The organism is Vagococcus elongatus (assembly GCF_003987645.1).
In the GTDB taxonomy this organism is placed as follows: domain Bacteria; phylum Bacillota; class Bacilli; order Lactobacillales; family Vagococcaceae; genus Vagococcus_A; species Vagococcus_A elongatus.
The window spans coordinates 69539-85903 of record NZ_NGKA01000001.1 but is presented as its reverse complement, the minus strand read 5'-3'; the positions used below and the strand labels follow the sequence as shown (position 1 = coordinate 85903).

The 16365-nt window shown below is 38.0% G+C and carries 11 protein-coding genes; 2 read left to right on the top strand and 9 right to left on the bottom strand.

Annotated elements, in window-relative coordinates; translation table 11 throughout:
- Positions 1-60: 60 nt before the first annotated feature.
- The 5 genes from CBF29_RS00330 to pflB form a co-directional block, all read right to left on the bottom strand.
- Positions 61-2832, bottom strand: coding sequence for a helicase C-terminal domain-containing protein (locus tag CBF29_RS00330; RefSeq protein ID WP_126806076.1), 2772 nt, complete (start codon positions 2830-2832; stop codon positions 61-63).
- A 320-nt stretch (positions 2833-3152) separates the two neighbouring features.
- Positions 3153-4112 carry a Gfo/Idh/MocA family protein gene (locus CBF29_RS00325; protein WP_170169936.1) on the bottom strand — a complete coding sequence of 320 codons (960 nt, stop codon included), beginning with the start codon at positions 4110-4112 and terminating at the stop codon, positions 3153-3155.
- Positions 4113-4203: 91 nt separating this feature from the next.
- On the bottom strand, positions 4204-5127 hold the full coding sequence (locus tag CBF29_RS00320; RefSeq protein ID WP_126806072.1) for a manganese-dependent inorganic pyrophosphatase: 924 nt from the start codon (positions 5125-5127) through the stop codon (positions 4204-4206).
- A gap of 243 nt (positions 5128-5370) precedes the next feature.
- A complete protein-coding gene (pflA, locus tag CBF29_RS00315; protein WP_126806070.1) occupies positions 5371-6153 on the bottom strand; it encodes a pyruvate formate-lyase-activating protein in 783 nt (260 codons plus the stop codon).
- Between the two features lie 128 nt (positions 6154-6281).
- Entirely contained in the window at positions 6282-8528 is a 2247-nt protein-coding gene (gene pflB, locus CBF29_RS00310) for a formate C-acetyltransferase (RefSeq protein ID WP_126806067.1), read from the bottom strand.
- 377 nt (positions 8529-8905) lie between these two features.
- Here pflB and cls point away from each other — a divergent pair, with 377 nt between their 5' ends.
- Together cls and CBF29_RS00300 are read left to right on the top strand one after the other, a co-directional pair.
- Complete coding sequence (gene cls / locus CBF29_RS00305) at positions 8906-10438, top strand: cardiolipin synthase (RefSeq protein ID WP_126806065.1); 1533 nt, start codon at positions 8906-8908, stop codon at positions 10436-10438.
- Positions 10439-10636: 198 nt separating this feature from the next.
- The gene (locus CBF29_RS00300) at positions 10637-11668 is read left to right on the top strand and encodes a pirin family protein (protein ID WP_126806062.1); all 1032 of its coding nucleotides are present in this window, start codon (positions 10637-10639) and stop codon (positions 11666-11668) included.
- A gap of 382 nt (positions 11669-12050) precedes the next feature.
- Here CBF29_RS00300 and CBF29_RS00295 read toward each other — a convergent pair whose 3' ends face one another.
- The 4 genes from CBF29_RS00295 to argH form a co-directional block, all read right to left on the bottom strand.
- Positions 12051-12716 (bottom strand): deoxynucleoside kinase, encoded by a 666-nt coding sequence (locus CBF29_RS00295; RefSeq protein ID WP_245987214.1) that lies wholly within the window; start codon positions 12714-12716, stop codon positions 12051-12053.
- A 64-nt stretch (positions 12717-12780) separates the two neighbouring features.
- Positions 12781-13230 (bottom strand): GNAT family N-acetyltransferase, encoded by a 450-nt coding sequence (locus CBF29_RS00290; RefSeq protein ID WP_126806060.1) that lies wholly within the window; start codon positions 13228-13230, stop codon positions 12781-12783.
- 232 nt (positions 13231-13462) lie between these two features.
- Entirely contained in the window at positions 13463-14911 is a 1449-nt protein-coding gene (locus tag CBF29_RS00285; RefSeq protein ID WP_126806058.1) for an ABC transporter substrate-binding protein/permease, read from the bottom strand.
- A gap of 39 nt (positions 14912-14950) precedes the next feature.
- Entirely contained in the window at positions 14951-16324 is a 1374-nt protein-coding gene (gene argH, locus CBF29_RS00280; RefSeq protein WP_126806056.1) for an argininosuccinate lyase, read from the bottom strand.
- Positions 16325-16365: the final 41 nt, after the last annotated feature.

Sequence of the window (16365 nt, the reverse complement as noted above, 5' to 3'; positions counted from 1 at the left end):
TCTATTTCTTTCAAATCATTATAGCAAAACTTTCCCTTCTTGTAAGGAAACTTTGGAAAATCATAAAAAGTTTTTCAAATCTTTTAAAATATTTTCAAAAGATTGTTCTGTGAGTGAAAGCCCCTCGGGTAATGCAGATTGAATTTTTTTGGCATAGCGCGCTTTTACTATACGAGGATCCATCATGACCACTGCGCCCCGATCTTCTTTTGTCCTCAGCAATCTTCCAATCCCTTGGCGAAGCCGCAAAACAGCTTTAGGCAAAGAATATTGTTGAAAGCCGTCCATCCCCTGCTGCTGAAGAAATTTTAATTTTTCTTTGACGAAGGGTCTTTCTGGAGACTCAAAGGGTAATCTGGCTACCACAATCAGTTGTAGAGCATCTCCCGGTAAATCAATGCCTTCCCAAAATGAATCAGCCCCCAGCAAAACCTTTCGACCCTGACCAGTAAATCGTTTCATTATCCGTTCTCTAGAACCCGATAACCCTTGGCCCAGCACTTCAATATTATGATTAAGCAACTTGGGCTGAATCCCATGATACACATTTTGCAGCATCTCATGAGAAGTGAACAACACAAGCATTTTGACAGGAATGTTCAATGCAAAAGAAAGCACACTATCTATTAAATATTTTTCATAATAGGCACTCGAAAGATCACTAAATGACAGACTCTCCTCCGGCACATAAAAACGAGCTTGTGTACTAAAATCAAACAGAGTCGGAAACTGAATAAAGGGCATAGAATCAATTCCTAAATTTTTTGCCAAATATTGAGTATCGTTGCCTATCTTCAATGTCCCGCCTGTAAACAAGATTTTATCATACCGATCATACCAAGCAGAGCTGTCTGCTGAAGAAGGCAAAAACTCACTTGTGTAAAGATAGACATTTTGTTGTTTTTCTTCGATTTTCAACCAACGAACAGACTGCTCTTCGCTTGATGTCAAAAAGGAATCAATGAAGTGATAGTTTTCAATGAGATTTTCACCTAAAGACTGCCAGTTTTGAAGAGTCAGCTGTTCGGATATCAGCCATTTATCCAATTCCTCGGTAATGTAGTCCTGCCCTTGTGCAATCAGATTGACTAAATCCTGAAGGAGGCGATTTAAGCGGAAGATATCCTGATTCAAATAAATCGGCAAGTTGTCTAGACTTTCACTAGTCAGCAGAATCTCATCATCGAACTGATGAGCGGAATCAATCAGAGCTGTTTCAATAATATCATCTTGAACTATCTCAAGTACATTGATTGTTTCAAGAGCAGTTCGCTCCAGCAATTTATTTTTGAGCGGCCACCCTTGATCTTTAGTGATTTTTTTCCACTCAGGCTCTTGTTCATGAAAATGAATCAGTTTGAATAAGGAACTTTTCAGCTGTAAAAAATTTAAATGGCGGTAGCCTAACCTTTCCGCTATTTCAGGGAAATGATGAGCCTCATCAATAATTAGATGCTCACTTGCCGGCAGCCACGGAAATTCTCTGAAGGTTTCCTTGATCAAAAATGCATGATTGACAATGAGAACATTTGACTGACGAACTTTTTTCTTCAAGAAAAGCCAAAAATCCTCATCATAATAAGGACTGGACTCTGTCACATATTTTTCTCCTAAATGCCGCACATGGGAAAAAAACACATGATCCAAATTTGACAGATTTAATTCACTCATGTCTCCTGTATCAGTTTCCAGCAACCAGACCAGACACCTCATTTGATAGAGGGCATACTGTTTTTGTTTCAGAGGATTGGCTAGAGTGGCAGCAAATTTCGTCAAATCAATAAAATATTTAGAACTCTTAATCACTGTGGCCTGCAAACAATCTGGATTCACTTTATTGACCAGAGGCACAGCTTCTTTTAGTAACTGATTCTCCAATACAATTGAGATAGTGCTCACAATAAGAGGATTGTCGACGGTCGCCTTATAACTTAAAGGAAATAAATAGGCAAATGTCTTGCCGCTGCCGGTAGGCGATTCGATACTTAGATTTTTTACGTCAAAATTTGTTGAAGTAAAAAAATCAAAGATGTCATTCATCATTTGTCCCTGACTCTCACGATAGTCAAGAAATTCTCCGTAAACTGCTTCTTTTCCCTCCCGATTTCTAGGAAACTCCCCTGCCGGTTTTGCAGGATATTGTCCCACTAAGTCGACTTTTTTCTTCAATGCCAATCCATGAACCACCTGAACGTCCTCTCGTAAAGGAGGAAGATGTTTCTGGATAATTTCCAACTGAAGCATTAAAAAATCTCTAGTTTCCATTGCCAGTACATCTGCAAGAGAAATGATTTTTTCAAGGGTCACAAGCGGGATTTTTCTGATCTCCTCTTGGATCATCATAAACAATTGCCCTGTAACAAAAGCATCACTATCTGCTTGATGAGGTCTATCATGACTAAAATCAAATTGATCTGCAATATCTGACAAACGATAACTTGGCAAGGTAGGGATGAAAATCTGTGCTAACTCCACCGTGTCCATCCCTGGCATCATCATTCCCGGAAAGCCGGCACGTTCAAACTCTGCACTTAAAAATTGGTAATCAAAAAAAATATTATGTGCCACAAAGACAGTGTCTTTTAATAGTTCAAATAATTTTGCCGCTATATCTTCAAAATAAGGTGCATTTGCCAACTGTTCATTAGAAATATGAGTGAGGGATTCTATCTGTTTTGACAGTTTGATACGAGGATTTAGATCTGTCACGAAACGATCGATTACTTCACCGTCTTGAATAAATACGCAGCCGATTTGAATGATCCGATCCATTTGGACGCTAGTCCCTGTAGTTTCGATGTCAACGACTGCATAAACCGAATGCTGTTTCATTTAAACAGTCCCCTCCTTTTGTTTTCAATAGTTCTTATTATACCTTATTTTATTTTGAACAGTAGAAGTTCTCAGCTTTTTTTACATAAAAGTGGAAATTAAATCATTTCTTGTTTGTCACAACTAAAAAAAACCCTTTCTGATGATAAAGGGTTATCTTCGTTGATTGAGACTTTTTAGCCAATAAATATTGGAGTGATTGCTGTCACTAAAAAATAAAAAGAAAGAAAGATTGATTCATCTGTTTTGTTTCCAGTCAACCTCAGATGAAAAAATCTTTCTTAAAAATAATCTGAACGGCTCAACAGGCAAATGGCCTGCTAAAAGTGACGACTTAACAAGCCGTCTATCCAGAAAATCGTTTGCTTCGTTAACTCAAAATAGACTAAACCGCTATCTTGCTTTGCGATAGCCTCTTCCATGTGGCTAGCTTCATAATATAAGGCATTCCGACTTTCCCCTGCCGCGATAGTCTCTTTGCTGCCATCCGGTTTGACTAAGACAGCTTTATCGGCACGAGGGTATTCGTAGATTTCGATATAGCCTTCGTCTCCAGCAATCAACGCACGTTTAGGAAGCTTGGAACGAAAACTCAATGTGGCCGTTGCAAGGATATCTTTGTCCGTCACCATACCGATATTCCAGCGTTCATCCACCCCTGTCTTAGAGTAGGGAATTTGTACTTCCTGAATTTCTGCTGCTTTTCCTTCAATAAAGAAGCTCAAAAATGACAGTGCGTAGATGCCAATATCCAGCATGGCTCCGCCGCCTTTTTCTTTTGAAAAAAATCGGTTGGTTGGATCGTCTTCCTTTAAACTTCCAAAATCTGCTTGTACAGATTGAAGCTTTCCGATGGCTCCTTCGGCTATTAAGGTTTTTAATTTCTCCATCAAAGGCATGTGATAAATAGTCATTGCTTCTGCCAAAATCAGCTTTCTTTCTTTTGCCAGTTTCTCTAGTTCCAACAATTCTCCATAATCATGCCAGATTGCTTTTTCACACAAAACATGTTTGCCATTTTCCAGACTTTGTTTGATTAACTGAAAATGCTGACTGTTAATGGAAGCAATATAAACGATGTCGATAGCCTGATCTGACAGCAACCCATCATAGGAAGAATAGGCTTGCTTTATCCCATGTTTTTCTGCAAATTTTACGGCTCTGTCCTCGTCTCGTGCGGCAACGCCATAAATATTTTTTCCGTTTTCCTTTAAATTTTCTGCAAAAGCTGCGGCAATCTCCCCTAAGCCTATGATTCCCCAATTTAATGCTTGACTCATGTTTAACTCTCCTTTTTCCATCTCATCTGATTAATAAAAATACCTAACATAAAAAGCTTGAAAGTTATGACTCTCAAGCTTTAATTTTAAATTAAAAGGCATCCGTTAAAGGCGGCACCACTTGTTTCTTACGAGAAACAACCCCCGGCAGCAATGCGGTATTATTTTCAAGTGTCACACTAAATGCCTGTTCTACCTTTTCTTTAGGCTCTCCAGCGACTAATGCCACTGAATTACTGCTTAAGATATCAGTAATGATCAAGACAAACAAATCATAGTTATTTTCTTTGTTTTGTTCTCCCATTGCTTCTTCCAACGCAGACTGACGCAACAAGACTTCGTCTACATCAACCGTATTGACCTGACCGATTCGAACTACTTTTTCGCCCATGTTAAAACTTTTAGCATCCATATCCAGCAGTTCTTTTTCTGTTTTAGTCGACAGATTCGTCCCTGCTTTCAGCATCTCTAAACCATACGTTTCCATATCGATTTCAGCGATCTCAGCTAATATTTCTGCTACCTTCTTATCTTCTTCAGTAGAAGTAGGTGATTTAAATAATAAAGTGTCAGAAATAATGGCAGAAAGCATCAAGCCTGCAATCTTTTTAGGTATTTCGATATTGTGTTCTTTAAATAGTTTATAAATAATCGTATTAGTACAGCCAACTGGTTCAGCTCGGTAATAGAGCGGATTAGCAGTTTCAAAGTTAGCGATTCGGTGATGGTCCACTACCGACAGCACTTCCACTTCCTTGATATCAGCAACACTTTGCTGTGCTTCATTGTGATCCACCAGCATCACATGATCAGTTTCATTTTTTGCAGTTTTGATAATTCTTAGAGGAGCTACTCCAAATTCTTTTAAAGCAAATGCAGTTTCTTCATTCATTTCCCCCAGAGCAACAGCCTCTGCTTCTACGCCTAGTTGATTTTGCAGATAAGCAAATGAAATTGCTGAAGCGATCGTATCCGTATCAGGATTTTGATGACCGAAAACTAGTATTTTTGACATTTAATTCCCTCCAAATAATATTTCAAAGTCTATTAAATTATAACACACAAAAAAGAAGGATAGAAATACTATCTTATTATAAATAATCCACGTTGAAAGTAAACGTATCCAGCAGCTTTAAAAAAAATAAATAGCCTGTCAACACAAAAAAACTGCACAAATCAATGTATCTACACAGTGATTCATACAGTTTTAAATGTCTTTAAAGCCTTCGACTAATTGTTAGTCAAAGCATTATCTATGTTAAGCGGTTTTTTCTTGCTTATTCTTTTCTTTATATCCTTGATAATCATCCACATGCAGTAATTTCTTTGCATTTTCAACTCGTTCCTGGGTTGGCGGATCAATACCTTCCAAAGGATAGTCAATGCCCAGTTCTTTCCATTTGAAAATTCCCATGCGGTGGTAAGGTAATACTTCAACTTTTTCCACATTATTCAATGTTTTAATAAATTCGTCCAAACGGACAAGATAATGATCGTAGTCCGTTCTTTCTGGAACCAAAACGTGACGAATCCAAACTGGTTGACCGATATCTGATAAATATTTTGCCATCTCAAGGATATTTTCATTTGTATGTTGTGTTAATTCACGATGACCTGTGGGATCGATATGTTTGATATCAAACAAAATCAAATCCGTATATTCAAGTACTTCTTGGAATTTGTTGAAAAATGATTCACGTCTTGTGAATGGTTTCCCACAAGTATCGATAGTGGTATGAATCCCTTCTCTTTTGGCTTTCTTGAACAAGTCTAAAATAAAATCAAGTTGCAACAAAGGTTCTCCTCCGCTGACTGTGATCCCGCCATCTTTGCCCCAGTAGCTTTTGAATTTTAAAGCTTCTTCAATAATTTCATCTGCAGTGACTAGCTTGCCAGCCTTCAAATCCCATGTGTCAGGATTATGGCAAAATTGACAACGCATTTGGCACCCTTGGGTAAAAACAACAAAACGAACGCCAGGCCCGTCCACTGTTCCAAAATTTTCGGTAGAATGAATTCTTCCCATTACTGATTGATTCATCATTTATTCCCCTTTTCTAATCGTTCCAATCTTTTTTAAAGACTAGCACAAAACCCAACAGATGAAATAATCCTAGCTTATAAAGAATACTGAGACAAGGGGCACTCATCTCAGCATTCAACTAATAATTAAAGTCTGTCATGTGAAGTTCTTGAAATAACATCTGCTTGTTGTTCCGGTGTCAAGTCACGGAATTTGACCGCGTAACCAGAAACACGAATGGTTAAGTTAGGATACTTCTCAGGGTGTGCTTGTGCATCTAATAATAGTTCATTAGTAAAGACGTTCACATTGATATGGTAACCGCCTTTGTCAAAGTAACCATCCAACACATTACGCAAGTTGTCAGTTCTCATGTCTTCATCTTTACCCAAACCGTTTGGATTGATAGTTTGAGTATTTGAGATACCATCTAGTGCACATGTGTACTCAAGTCTAGCAGTAGAGTTAAGAGAAGCAAGTAAACCATTCTTCTCACCTAAGAATTTACCGTCTTGATAACTTGGGTTAGCTCCTGGTGCTAAAGGTTTTCCAGCACGACGTCCGTCTGGCGTGTTACCTGTTGCTTTACCGTAAACCACGTTAGAAGTGATTGTCAACAATGATGTTGTTGGTGTTGCATCTCTATAAGTATGTTGACGTTTGATTTGACCCATGAAGTATTCAAGGATCCAGTTTGCCATTGCATCAGCTTCCTCGCTGTCGTTTCCGTAAGTTGGAAACTCATTTTGAGGAACATAGTCAACAGCCAATCCGTCTTCGTCACGAATAACTTTTACATTACCATGTTTGATTGCCATCACACTGTCAGCAGCGTGGGAAATACCAGCAATCCCTGTAGCAAATGTACGTCTCAAATCAGTATTCATAAATGCCAACTGTGGTGCTTCGTAAGCATATTTGTCATGCATGTAGTGGATGACGTTTAAAGTATTAACATACAATTCTGCCAACCAGTCCATGATGTCTTTGAATTTATCCATAAACTCATCAAAATCTAGTGCTTCTCCAACCATTGGACGGAATCTAGGTCCAACTTGTGCTTTTGTTTTTTCATCAACACCGCCGTTGATAGCATATAGAACTGCTTTAGCCAAGTTTGCACGAGCTCCGAAGAACTGCATGTCTTCTCCCATGACTGTCGCTGACACACAGCAAGCGATAGCCGCATCGTCAGATTTCCAGTTTTCTCTCAACAGGTCATCATTTTCAAATTGAATAGATGAACTTTCTTTGGCAATTTTCGCTGAGAATGTTCTGAAACCTTGTGGTAATTTTGAAGAATATAAGACTGTCAAGTTTGGTTCAGGAGAAGGTCCCATGTTAGTTAAAGTATGCAAGATTCGGAAATCACTCTTAGTAACTAATGAACGACCATCCATTCCCATACCAGCGATGGACAATGTTGCCCAAATTGGATAACCAGAGAATAGTTGATTGTATTCTGGTGTCCGTGCAAATTTAACCATACGCAATTTCATGATCAAATGGTCAATCATTTCTTGTGCTTCAAGCTCAGTGATGATGCCATTGTCAAGGTCACGTTGAATATAGATATCTAAGAAAGCAGAAATACGTCCGATAGACATTGCTGCCCCATTTTGAGATTTGATAGCAGCCAAGTATCCAAAGTATAACCATTGGATAGCTTCTCTTGAGTTTGATGCTGGAACAGATAGATCAAAACCGTAAGAGGCGCCCATTTCTTTAATTTGACCAAGAGCACGAATCTGCTCTGAAATTTCTTCTCTCAAGCGAATCACATCTTCAGTCATTTGATGTCCGCCGGCAGTACTTAAATCTTTTCTCTTTTCTTCGATCAAACGGTCGATACCATATAAAGCTAATCGACGGTAATCTCCGATGATCCGGCCACGTCCATAAGCATCAGGTAAGCCAGTGATGATTTTATTTTTACGAGCAGCTCTCATCTCAGGCGTATAAGCATCAAAAACACCTTGGTTGTGAGTTTTTCTCCAGTCAGTAAAGACATGATTCATCTCTTCATCGACTTCATAGCCATTTGAACGCAAAGCGTTATTTGCCATATTGATACCGCCAAAAGGCATAAATGCTTGTTTCAATGGAACATCCGTTTGTAAACCAACAATTGTTTCTTCTTCTTTAATTAAGTAACCTGGCGCATGTGATGTGATTGTTGCAGGAATATTATTATCCATGTCATAAACGCCGTTTTGTTCATGTTGAACCTCAAATAATTCTTGCAGCTTTGTCCATAGTTTATCAGTACTTGGTGCAATTGGTTCCAAGAAACTGTCATCACCACGATATTCTGTGTAGTTGTTTTGAATAAAATCTCTTACATTAATGGTATTTTCCCATTTGCCGCCTTTAAATCCATCCCAGTATCCCATTAAATTGGTCCTCCTTTAAGTCTTTGCAATTGAATTGCAACAGCTTTATAAACAAAGTATAACACAAGATAAAAAAATCACAATACTTTTGCTCAAAAAAAGATAAAATATTTTTCAACACTTTATGAAAACCAAAGAAAAGCCTATATATAAAGGTTTTAAAGCATATTAACATTCAAAAGAAATTAGAATATTCAAATGAAAACTTTAATTAAAGAACTAATTCTGTTATAAAACAGATGAAATTATTGTTATAGTTGTTATACTTTTATACGTACCTAATTTAAGTTAAAATTAGAAATCCCAATTACCGGTAACATTTCAGCCCGCTTTATTGTATAATTAACAATCATTCGGGTGGTGAAAGGGGAAGAATAATGAAGCTGTTAAAATTAGCAACTAATCGAATTGTCATAGTTGTGCTTTTGCTTCTTTTACAATTAATTGCACTTTTTGCTGTTGTCATGAGATTCCAAGAATATTTTGTTTATTTTTATGCTATCTATGTTTTAATTTCTATCGCTGCTGTGCTGGATATCATCAACAGCAGAAAAAATCCTGCTTATAAAATTGCATGGCTGGTACCTGTGATGCTGCTGCCATATTTTGGGGTTTTTATCTATATGATTTTCGGTCATCTATATGTTAGACGGAGCTTCAAAACAAAGATGGCACGTATCGAAGAAAAAGAAATCAAAGCCATCAAAAAAACCATTCCTACGATTGACATCGATAAAGAATTTAAGGACGATGATGCGAAAATACAATCTACCTACTTAAAAAATTTCGGCATTCTCCCCTTGGTGCAAAATAGTTCCAGTAAATATCTTCCTTTGGGTGAGGATATGTTTGAAGAAATGAAAAAAGAACTTCGGAAAGCTGAAAAATATATTTTTATGGAATATTTTATCATTGAAGAAGGAAGAATGTGGCGCGAGATATTAGAAATCTTGGAAGAAAAAGCCGCAGCCGGTGTTGATGTGCGTTTCATGTATGATGATTTTGGCTGTCTGTTTAAACTGCCCCAAGGCTACGATAAAGAATTAGAAAAAAAAGGTATCAAAACTTGTATTTTCAATCCTTTAGTCCCTGTTCTCTCGTCTATTTTTAATAACCGTAATCACCGAAAGATAACCGTAATTGACGGCAATGTGGCATTTACAGGGGGAGCAAATCTGGCAGATGAATACATTAATGAAGTGGAACGTTTCGGACACTGGAAAGACACCGCCATCGTGATGTATGGTGATGTAGCTTGGGGATTCACCTTAATGTTTTTATCTCTTTGGGATTTTGTCCGAGGGGAAGAAAAAGATTTTACCTATTATTACCCTGAAAAAAAATATGAAGTCAAAGATGCTTTAGGTTTTTATCAACCGTTTTCCGACACCCCTTTTGACGAGGAATCCGTCAGCAATACGGTCTATCTTAATCTTATCAACCGGGCCAAACACTACATTTATATTACGACGCCCTATCTGGTGATTGATAATACATTGATGGAAGCTTTATGTGCTGCTGCCAAAGCCAATGTAGATGTCCGAATTCAGACTCCCTATATTCCTGACAAATGGTATGTTCACTCTGTCACACGTTCCAACTACGATCAGCTAGTGGAAGCTGGGGTTCGTATTTTCGAATACACGCCGGGATTCATTCATTCTAAAACCTTTGTCGTAGATGATCTCTACGCAGTTGTCGGAACCATTAATTTGGATTACCGTAGTCTGTATCTGCATTTAGAATGTGGTGTCTGGATGTATAAGACAGAATCTGTTCAGCAAGTTCTTGATGACTTTCTTGACGTGCAAAAAGTTTGCAAAGAAATCACTCTTGAAGACACACAAAGCGTCGGATGGTGGCGGCATTTAGCACGAGCTGTTCTCAACATGCTTGCACCATTGATGTAAATAAAGCTGTCGTACACCTCAAAAGCTAAACTATGTTCGGAGTAGAGAAATCTGCTCCGATTTTTTATTTTAAACTGTCATTTTCTAATGCTTCATTTTTTTCAGAGCAAGTTGATTGAATAAAGCTGATAAAAAGATATAATAAAATTATAACTTACTAATTGTAAGCTGGAACTCATCAAGAAAGAAGGTTGTAAAATGTTAAATGGTAAAGTATATCCAGTTAATTCTGCTAGAATCCCAGTTCAAAATCCATATATATTAATTGCAAGGCACGTAGATGACTATCCTGAAGGAAATGGTGAGATGGCCCCAGTCGAGTTTCCTAGAGATTGGCAAAAAGGCAATGATTTTACCTCTGGACGTGGCTGGAATATGTATCACGGAGAATATGTTCCTGGCTTTCCTGCTCACCCCCATCGTGGCTTTGAAACAATTACTTATGCGAAAAATGGAATCATTGATCATTTTGATTCACACGGCAACTACGGACGTTACGGAAATGGTGACATTCAGTGGATGATTTCAGGACGGGGACTTCAGCATGCAGAAATGTTTCCCCTGATTGAGACAGAAAAAAACAATCCTTTTGAAATCGTTCAAATTTGGCTGAATTTGCCTGCTCATAAAAAGATGGTACCACCTTCGTATAAAATGTATTGGCACGAAAATATTCCTGTTATAAAGTTAGCCGATAAAAATCCAGATAAAAATTTCTTGAAAGTGCTGGTAGGAAGTTACAACGGTGTTCAGGCTGAAAGACCTGTAGAAAATTCATACGGATACGAAGAAGAAAACCACATCAATGTCTGGGATGGCAAGCTGGAAAAAGGTGAACGGTTCGTTATCCCGTCATACCCTAACGATGTAAAAGTTCAATTTTACGTTGGTGATGGTAAATTTAAAGTCGATGATTACCTTGTGGATAGGAATTCTCTGCTAGTTTATACTTCTGACAGCGAAATCACCTTTACCGCAGAGGAAGATTCTGAATTTATGGTGTTCATAGGAAAAGAAATCAAGGAAGAAATTTATGCTTATGGGCCATTTGTGATGAATACCAAAGCTGAAGTCGTTCAAGCTTATGAAGATTTCCGGAAAAATCAGTTTGGTGGATGGCCGTGGAGCTCCAGTGCTCCAACAATTCCATCTGACAAAGGACGTTTTTCTGTCTACGATAAAGGGTCAAAAACAAAATATCCGCCAAAAAAGACTACCTCCGCCCAGTAAGCAAACTGTGGCAAAAATAATTAAAATAAAGGATTAAGTATGAGCATTAAATCACATGTTATCTGATTTGACCATTACCCAGCCCTGATGTTTTTGAAAAAAGAGAAGTTGAATCGAAATTTAATTCCGATAATAATGTTCTTGTAAAAGTTCAACGGGCTGGCATTAATTCAGTAGACACATTATAGATTGAATCTGCCATCTCTCAATGCGTATAAGCGTTGAGAGATGTTTGTTTGATGCGATAAAATCAAGACCATCAGACGTCTGACCAATTCATCATCAGAAAATTAAAAGATGTCTGGCCATAAAAGTTTTTTTCTAACTTGATTTTTGCAATCTAAGATTAAAAAAGAACAAGCAATACGCCTGTTCCAAGTCATTAAAATTTTCCTATGTCAGTATCATTTATTTCAGTCATTTTTTTATCTACTTGAGTTAAAAAAAGTTCCCGGTCTTCCAAACGATTTACCACATCTGTTGTATCCATATCCACTACCAAGACCTCTGATGCGTCGTAACAGTTCATCACCCAATCATCATAGCCTTGCCACAAAGCATAATAATAATCAGTCAAGCTTTCGTCCTGTTCGAAGTCTCTGCCCCGTTCTTCTATTCTTGCCATGACGGTTTCGAAAGAACCTTGTAAATATATCATTAAGTCAGGCGCTTTTTTCGGCAATTCATCTAGTTCTTCCATCATATTTTTCAAAAGCTTTTCATAAATGGTAAATTCAATATCAGAAATTTTACCTAAATCCATATTCACTTTTGCAAAGTACCAGTCTTCATAAATCGAGCGGTCTAAAATGCTGTATCTATCAGTTGTTGCTCGTTTAATATCTTTAAAACGCCGCTGCAAAAAATCTAATTGCAGCAAAAAAGGATACCTTTTGGATTCCAATTCTTTGTCACTGGCGGTATAAAATAAAGGCAGAATCTCGTTATCATTGACATCCTCATAAAAAACTTCTGAGTCAAAATAATCTCCTAGTATTTTTGCCACACTCGTTTTCCCAAGTCCAATCATACCTCCGACTACAATCACCTGAATTTAACTCCTCTCTTTATCGTTAACTGACATGCTCACCTGTTCAAAAATAAATCCTTCGTTAGGGTAAATCTAGAACAAATAATTCTTCCCCATCCACGAGTTGTCCGGTGTTAATGAAACCAAACTTTTCATAGATATATTTTCCCAGACTATTTTCAGGGTCGGTACTGAGATATATTTTTTCACAATTAAATCTGGCGCACATCTCCTCGACGATAACCTTCAATGCCTTTTGTCCATAGCCTCTTCCCTGAAATTTTTGATCCAGCATAAAACGGCATAAATCATAAGCTTTATCATCAACATTGTAGCCATACATGGTAAATCCGATAATATCATTTCCATGGGCGATTCCTTTAATTACCCACTGTCCGTCATTATCGTAAACTGATTGCACGATGGAAATAGCATTCGGAGCGACAAATTTTTCTCCTGCTTCTCCCGGAGTCAATAAACACAATTTCAGCCAATTATCTTTGTTAATATCTATCAATCTTATATTTCCCATAAAAAATCCCCCACGCTGCTTTAAAAGTTAAAAATCCTCTTAATTTCATTAATAATTTTAGTTTACTTTAAAAAAACTATAAAAGAAAGACAAAAAGAACCATGTTTTTAAAACATGATTCTAAAGATACACGTGATAAGTTAGATGGTCTGCTCAAAACCTTCATAAAAAGTGCTCAGGTCAAAAACATCCAAAAATTCTCTAGATTAGTTATTATGTGTTATCACAAAAACTAACCGCTTATGCTCAATTTTCTTTCATAGTAGTTGACCGCCCGGCTTAATGTAAAGGTCAAAACAAAGTAAATCAAAGAGACAATAGCAATCGGCAAGAACGGCTTAAAGCTTGCTCCCTGCACCACTCCGGCTTGAAACATCAGCTCTGTGACCCCGATAACAGAAACAATCGAAGACTCTTTAACAATCGTTACCAGTTCATTCCCAAATGCAGGTAAAATATTTTTAACTGCTTGAGGTAAAATAATCAGACGCATCACCTGACTTTGGTTCATCCCCAGTGACGAGGATGCCTCCCACTGTCCCACATCTATGGATTGAATGCCCGCACGGATAATTTCTGCAACGTATGCCGCACTATTTAACCCTAAAGCCACAATACTGGCATTAAAAGCACTAAGTTCGAAACCTAGCACAGTGGAACCAAAAAATATAATAAATACCTGTGCCATGAGAGGAGTCCCTCTGACAAATTCGATATAGATTGTTGACAGCAACTTCAACCCCCGCTGTTTTGACAATCTCATCAAGGCTAAAAATGTTCCTAACACAATTCCCGGAATCACTGACAATACAGCTAAAAACATCGTCGTTACCGTTCCCTTAATAAAATAAGAATAATATTTTTTAAAAAAGCCTTCGTCCTTAAACATCAGCTGGTTAGCTTCTTTTTGCCACCCCGGTAAGAGATTTTGGTCTTTAATCTCTTGAATGGATTCATTGATTTTAGCTTCTAAAACAGGTGCACTTTTAGAAATGGCAATGGCTGTTTCTTTCTTGCCGTCCTCAAATGCCACATCGGTTACAAATAAGTTTTTATCTTGGGACGCATAAGCTTCGGCGACCACACTTTCTAAAACTGCCGCATCAACTTTTTTGTTTTGTAAATTTAAAACAACGTCGGCTCCTTTAGGCAAGGAAACCAGCTGACTGCCCAACAATTCTTTTTTGGCTAACGCTTCTTGAGTAGACTGTTTTTGAACCCCTACTTTAGCCCCATCAAAATCATTGACTGTCAAAAACTTTTCAGCATTCTCTTTTCTTATGATAACTTTTTGTTCAACTTCCATATATGAATCAGAAAAGTTAACTTCTTGTAATCGTTCCGGTGTGGGCGACATCCCGGAAATGATTGCATCGATTTTTCCGGTTTTTAATGCTCCCAAAAGAGAATCGAAGTTCATCTCAGTAATTTTTAACTTCACACCCAAATCATCTGCGATTTTATTGGCGATGGAAATATCAAATCCGACAATCGTATCCTTGCCATCCACTGTGGCGTGAAATTCGTAAGGAGCATAGCCGGCAGACAATCCAATCACTAACTCTCCGCTTTCCATCACCTTGTCATAAACGGGGTCTTCTTCTTCGGCAAAAACTTTGCCAGGCATGCTGCATACGCTCAACAGAAAGAGCGGAATCAACCAACTAACAATTTTTTTCATTTCACTACCTCCTTTGTGTTTGCAGTCATCTGTTTTAGTTTATTGCAACTCTTGCCATGCCTTGGCAATCATTTTAGCGACTTCTGAACTGCTGGTTCCTCCATGAGATGTTCGACGATTCATAGCATTTCTTGAATCTAAAAACTGATAAATCTCTTCTGAAATACTTGGTTCGATTTCTTGATAGGTCTTCAAGTCGATATCTTGAAGGTAAATGCCTTTTTGGATACATGAAAGTACAAGTTTACCGACAATTTCATGGGCTTGTCTGAACGGAATCCCTTTAGTTGCCAAGTAATCTGCTAATTCTGTGGCATTCGAAAAATCTTGATTGGTACTTTCATACATCTTCTCTTTATTTACTGTCATGGTTTCAAGCATGCCTTTCATTGCTTTCAAACTTAAAGTCAATGTAGCTACCGTATCAAACATACCCTCTTTATCTTCTTGCAAATCTTTATTGTAGGCTAAAGGCAGACCTTTCAAGACCGTCAAAAGACCAAAAAGATTGGCATACACTCTGCCGGTTTTTCCACGAATCAGTTCGGCATAGTCAGGATTTTTCTTCTGGGGCATGATCGAACTTCCAGTAGAATATTGATCAGAAAGTTCGATAAACTGAAATTCATGAGAAGTCCACAATATAATTTCCTCACAAAGGCGTGATAAATGCATCATCAAAATCGATGCATCACTTAAAAATTCTAAAATAAAATCACGATCGCTGACACCATCCAAACTATTATCATAAACAGAACTAAATCCTAATAACTCCGCCGTATACTCCCGGTTTATCGGAAAAGTCGTTCCTGCCAACGCCGCACTTCCCAAGGGTGAAATATCAATTCTTTTGATACTTTCTGCCAAGCGCTCTTTATCACGGCAAAACATTTGGTAGTAAGCCAACAAATGATGACCAAATGAAATCGGCTGTGCGTGCTGCAAATGGGTATAGCCGGGCATCAATGTATCGGTATTTTCCTCAGCTTTCTTCACTAGAGTTGTTTGCAAACTATGTAATTCTGCTATCAGCGACTGGACCGATTTTTTCAAATACAAGTGCATGTCTGTTGCCACTTGGTCGTTTCGACTTCTAGCCGTATGCAGCTTTCCTGCTACGGGTCCAATTTTTTGATGCAGCGCTTGTTCAATATTCAAATGAATGTCTTCATGTTCAGGTAAATAGTCGAATGTATCAGCTTCGATAGACTCTTTGATTTCTATCAACCCTTGTTCAATTAATTTTTTATCTTCTTCAGTGATAATCTGGCATCTCGCCAGCATCTTCACATGGGCAAGACTTCCCTGCACATCCTCCAAAGCCATTTGGTAGTCAAAACCAATGGAGGCGCCAAAATCATTCAGCCATTCTTCCCCGTGGGCAGTAAATCGGCCCTGCCATAATTTCTTCATTTGATTTGCTCCTTTTAATAAATTCATTCCAGCTTCTCTTG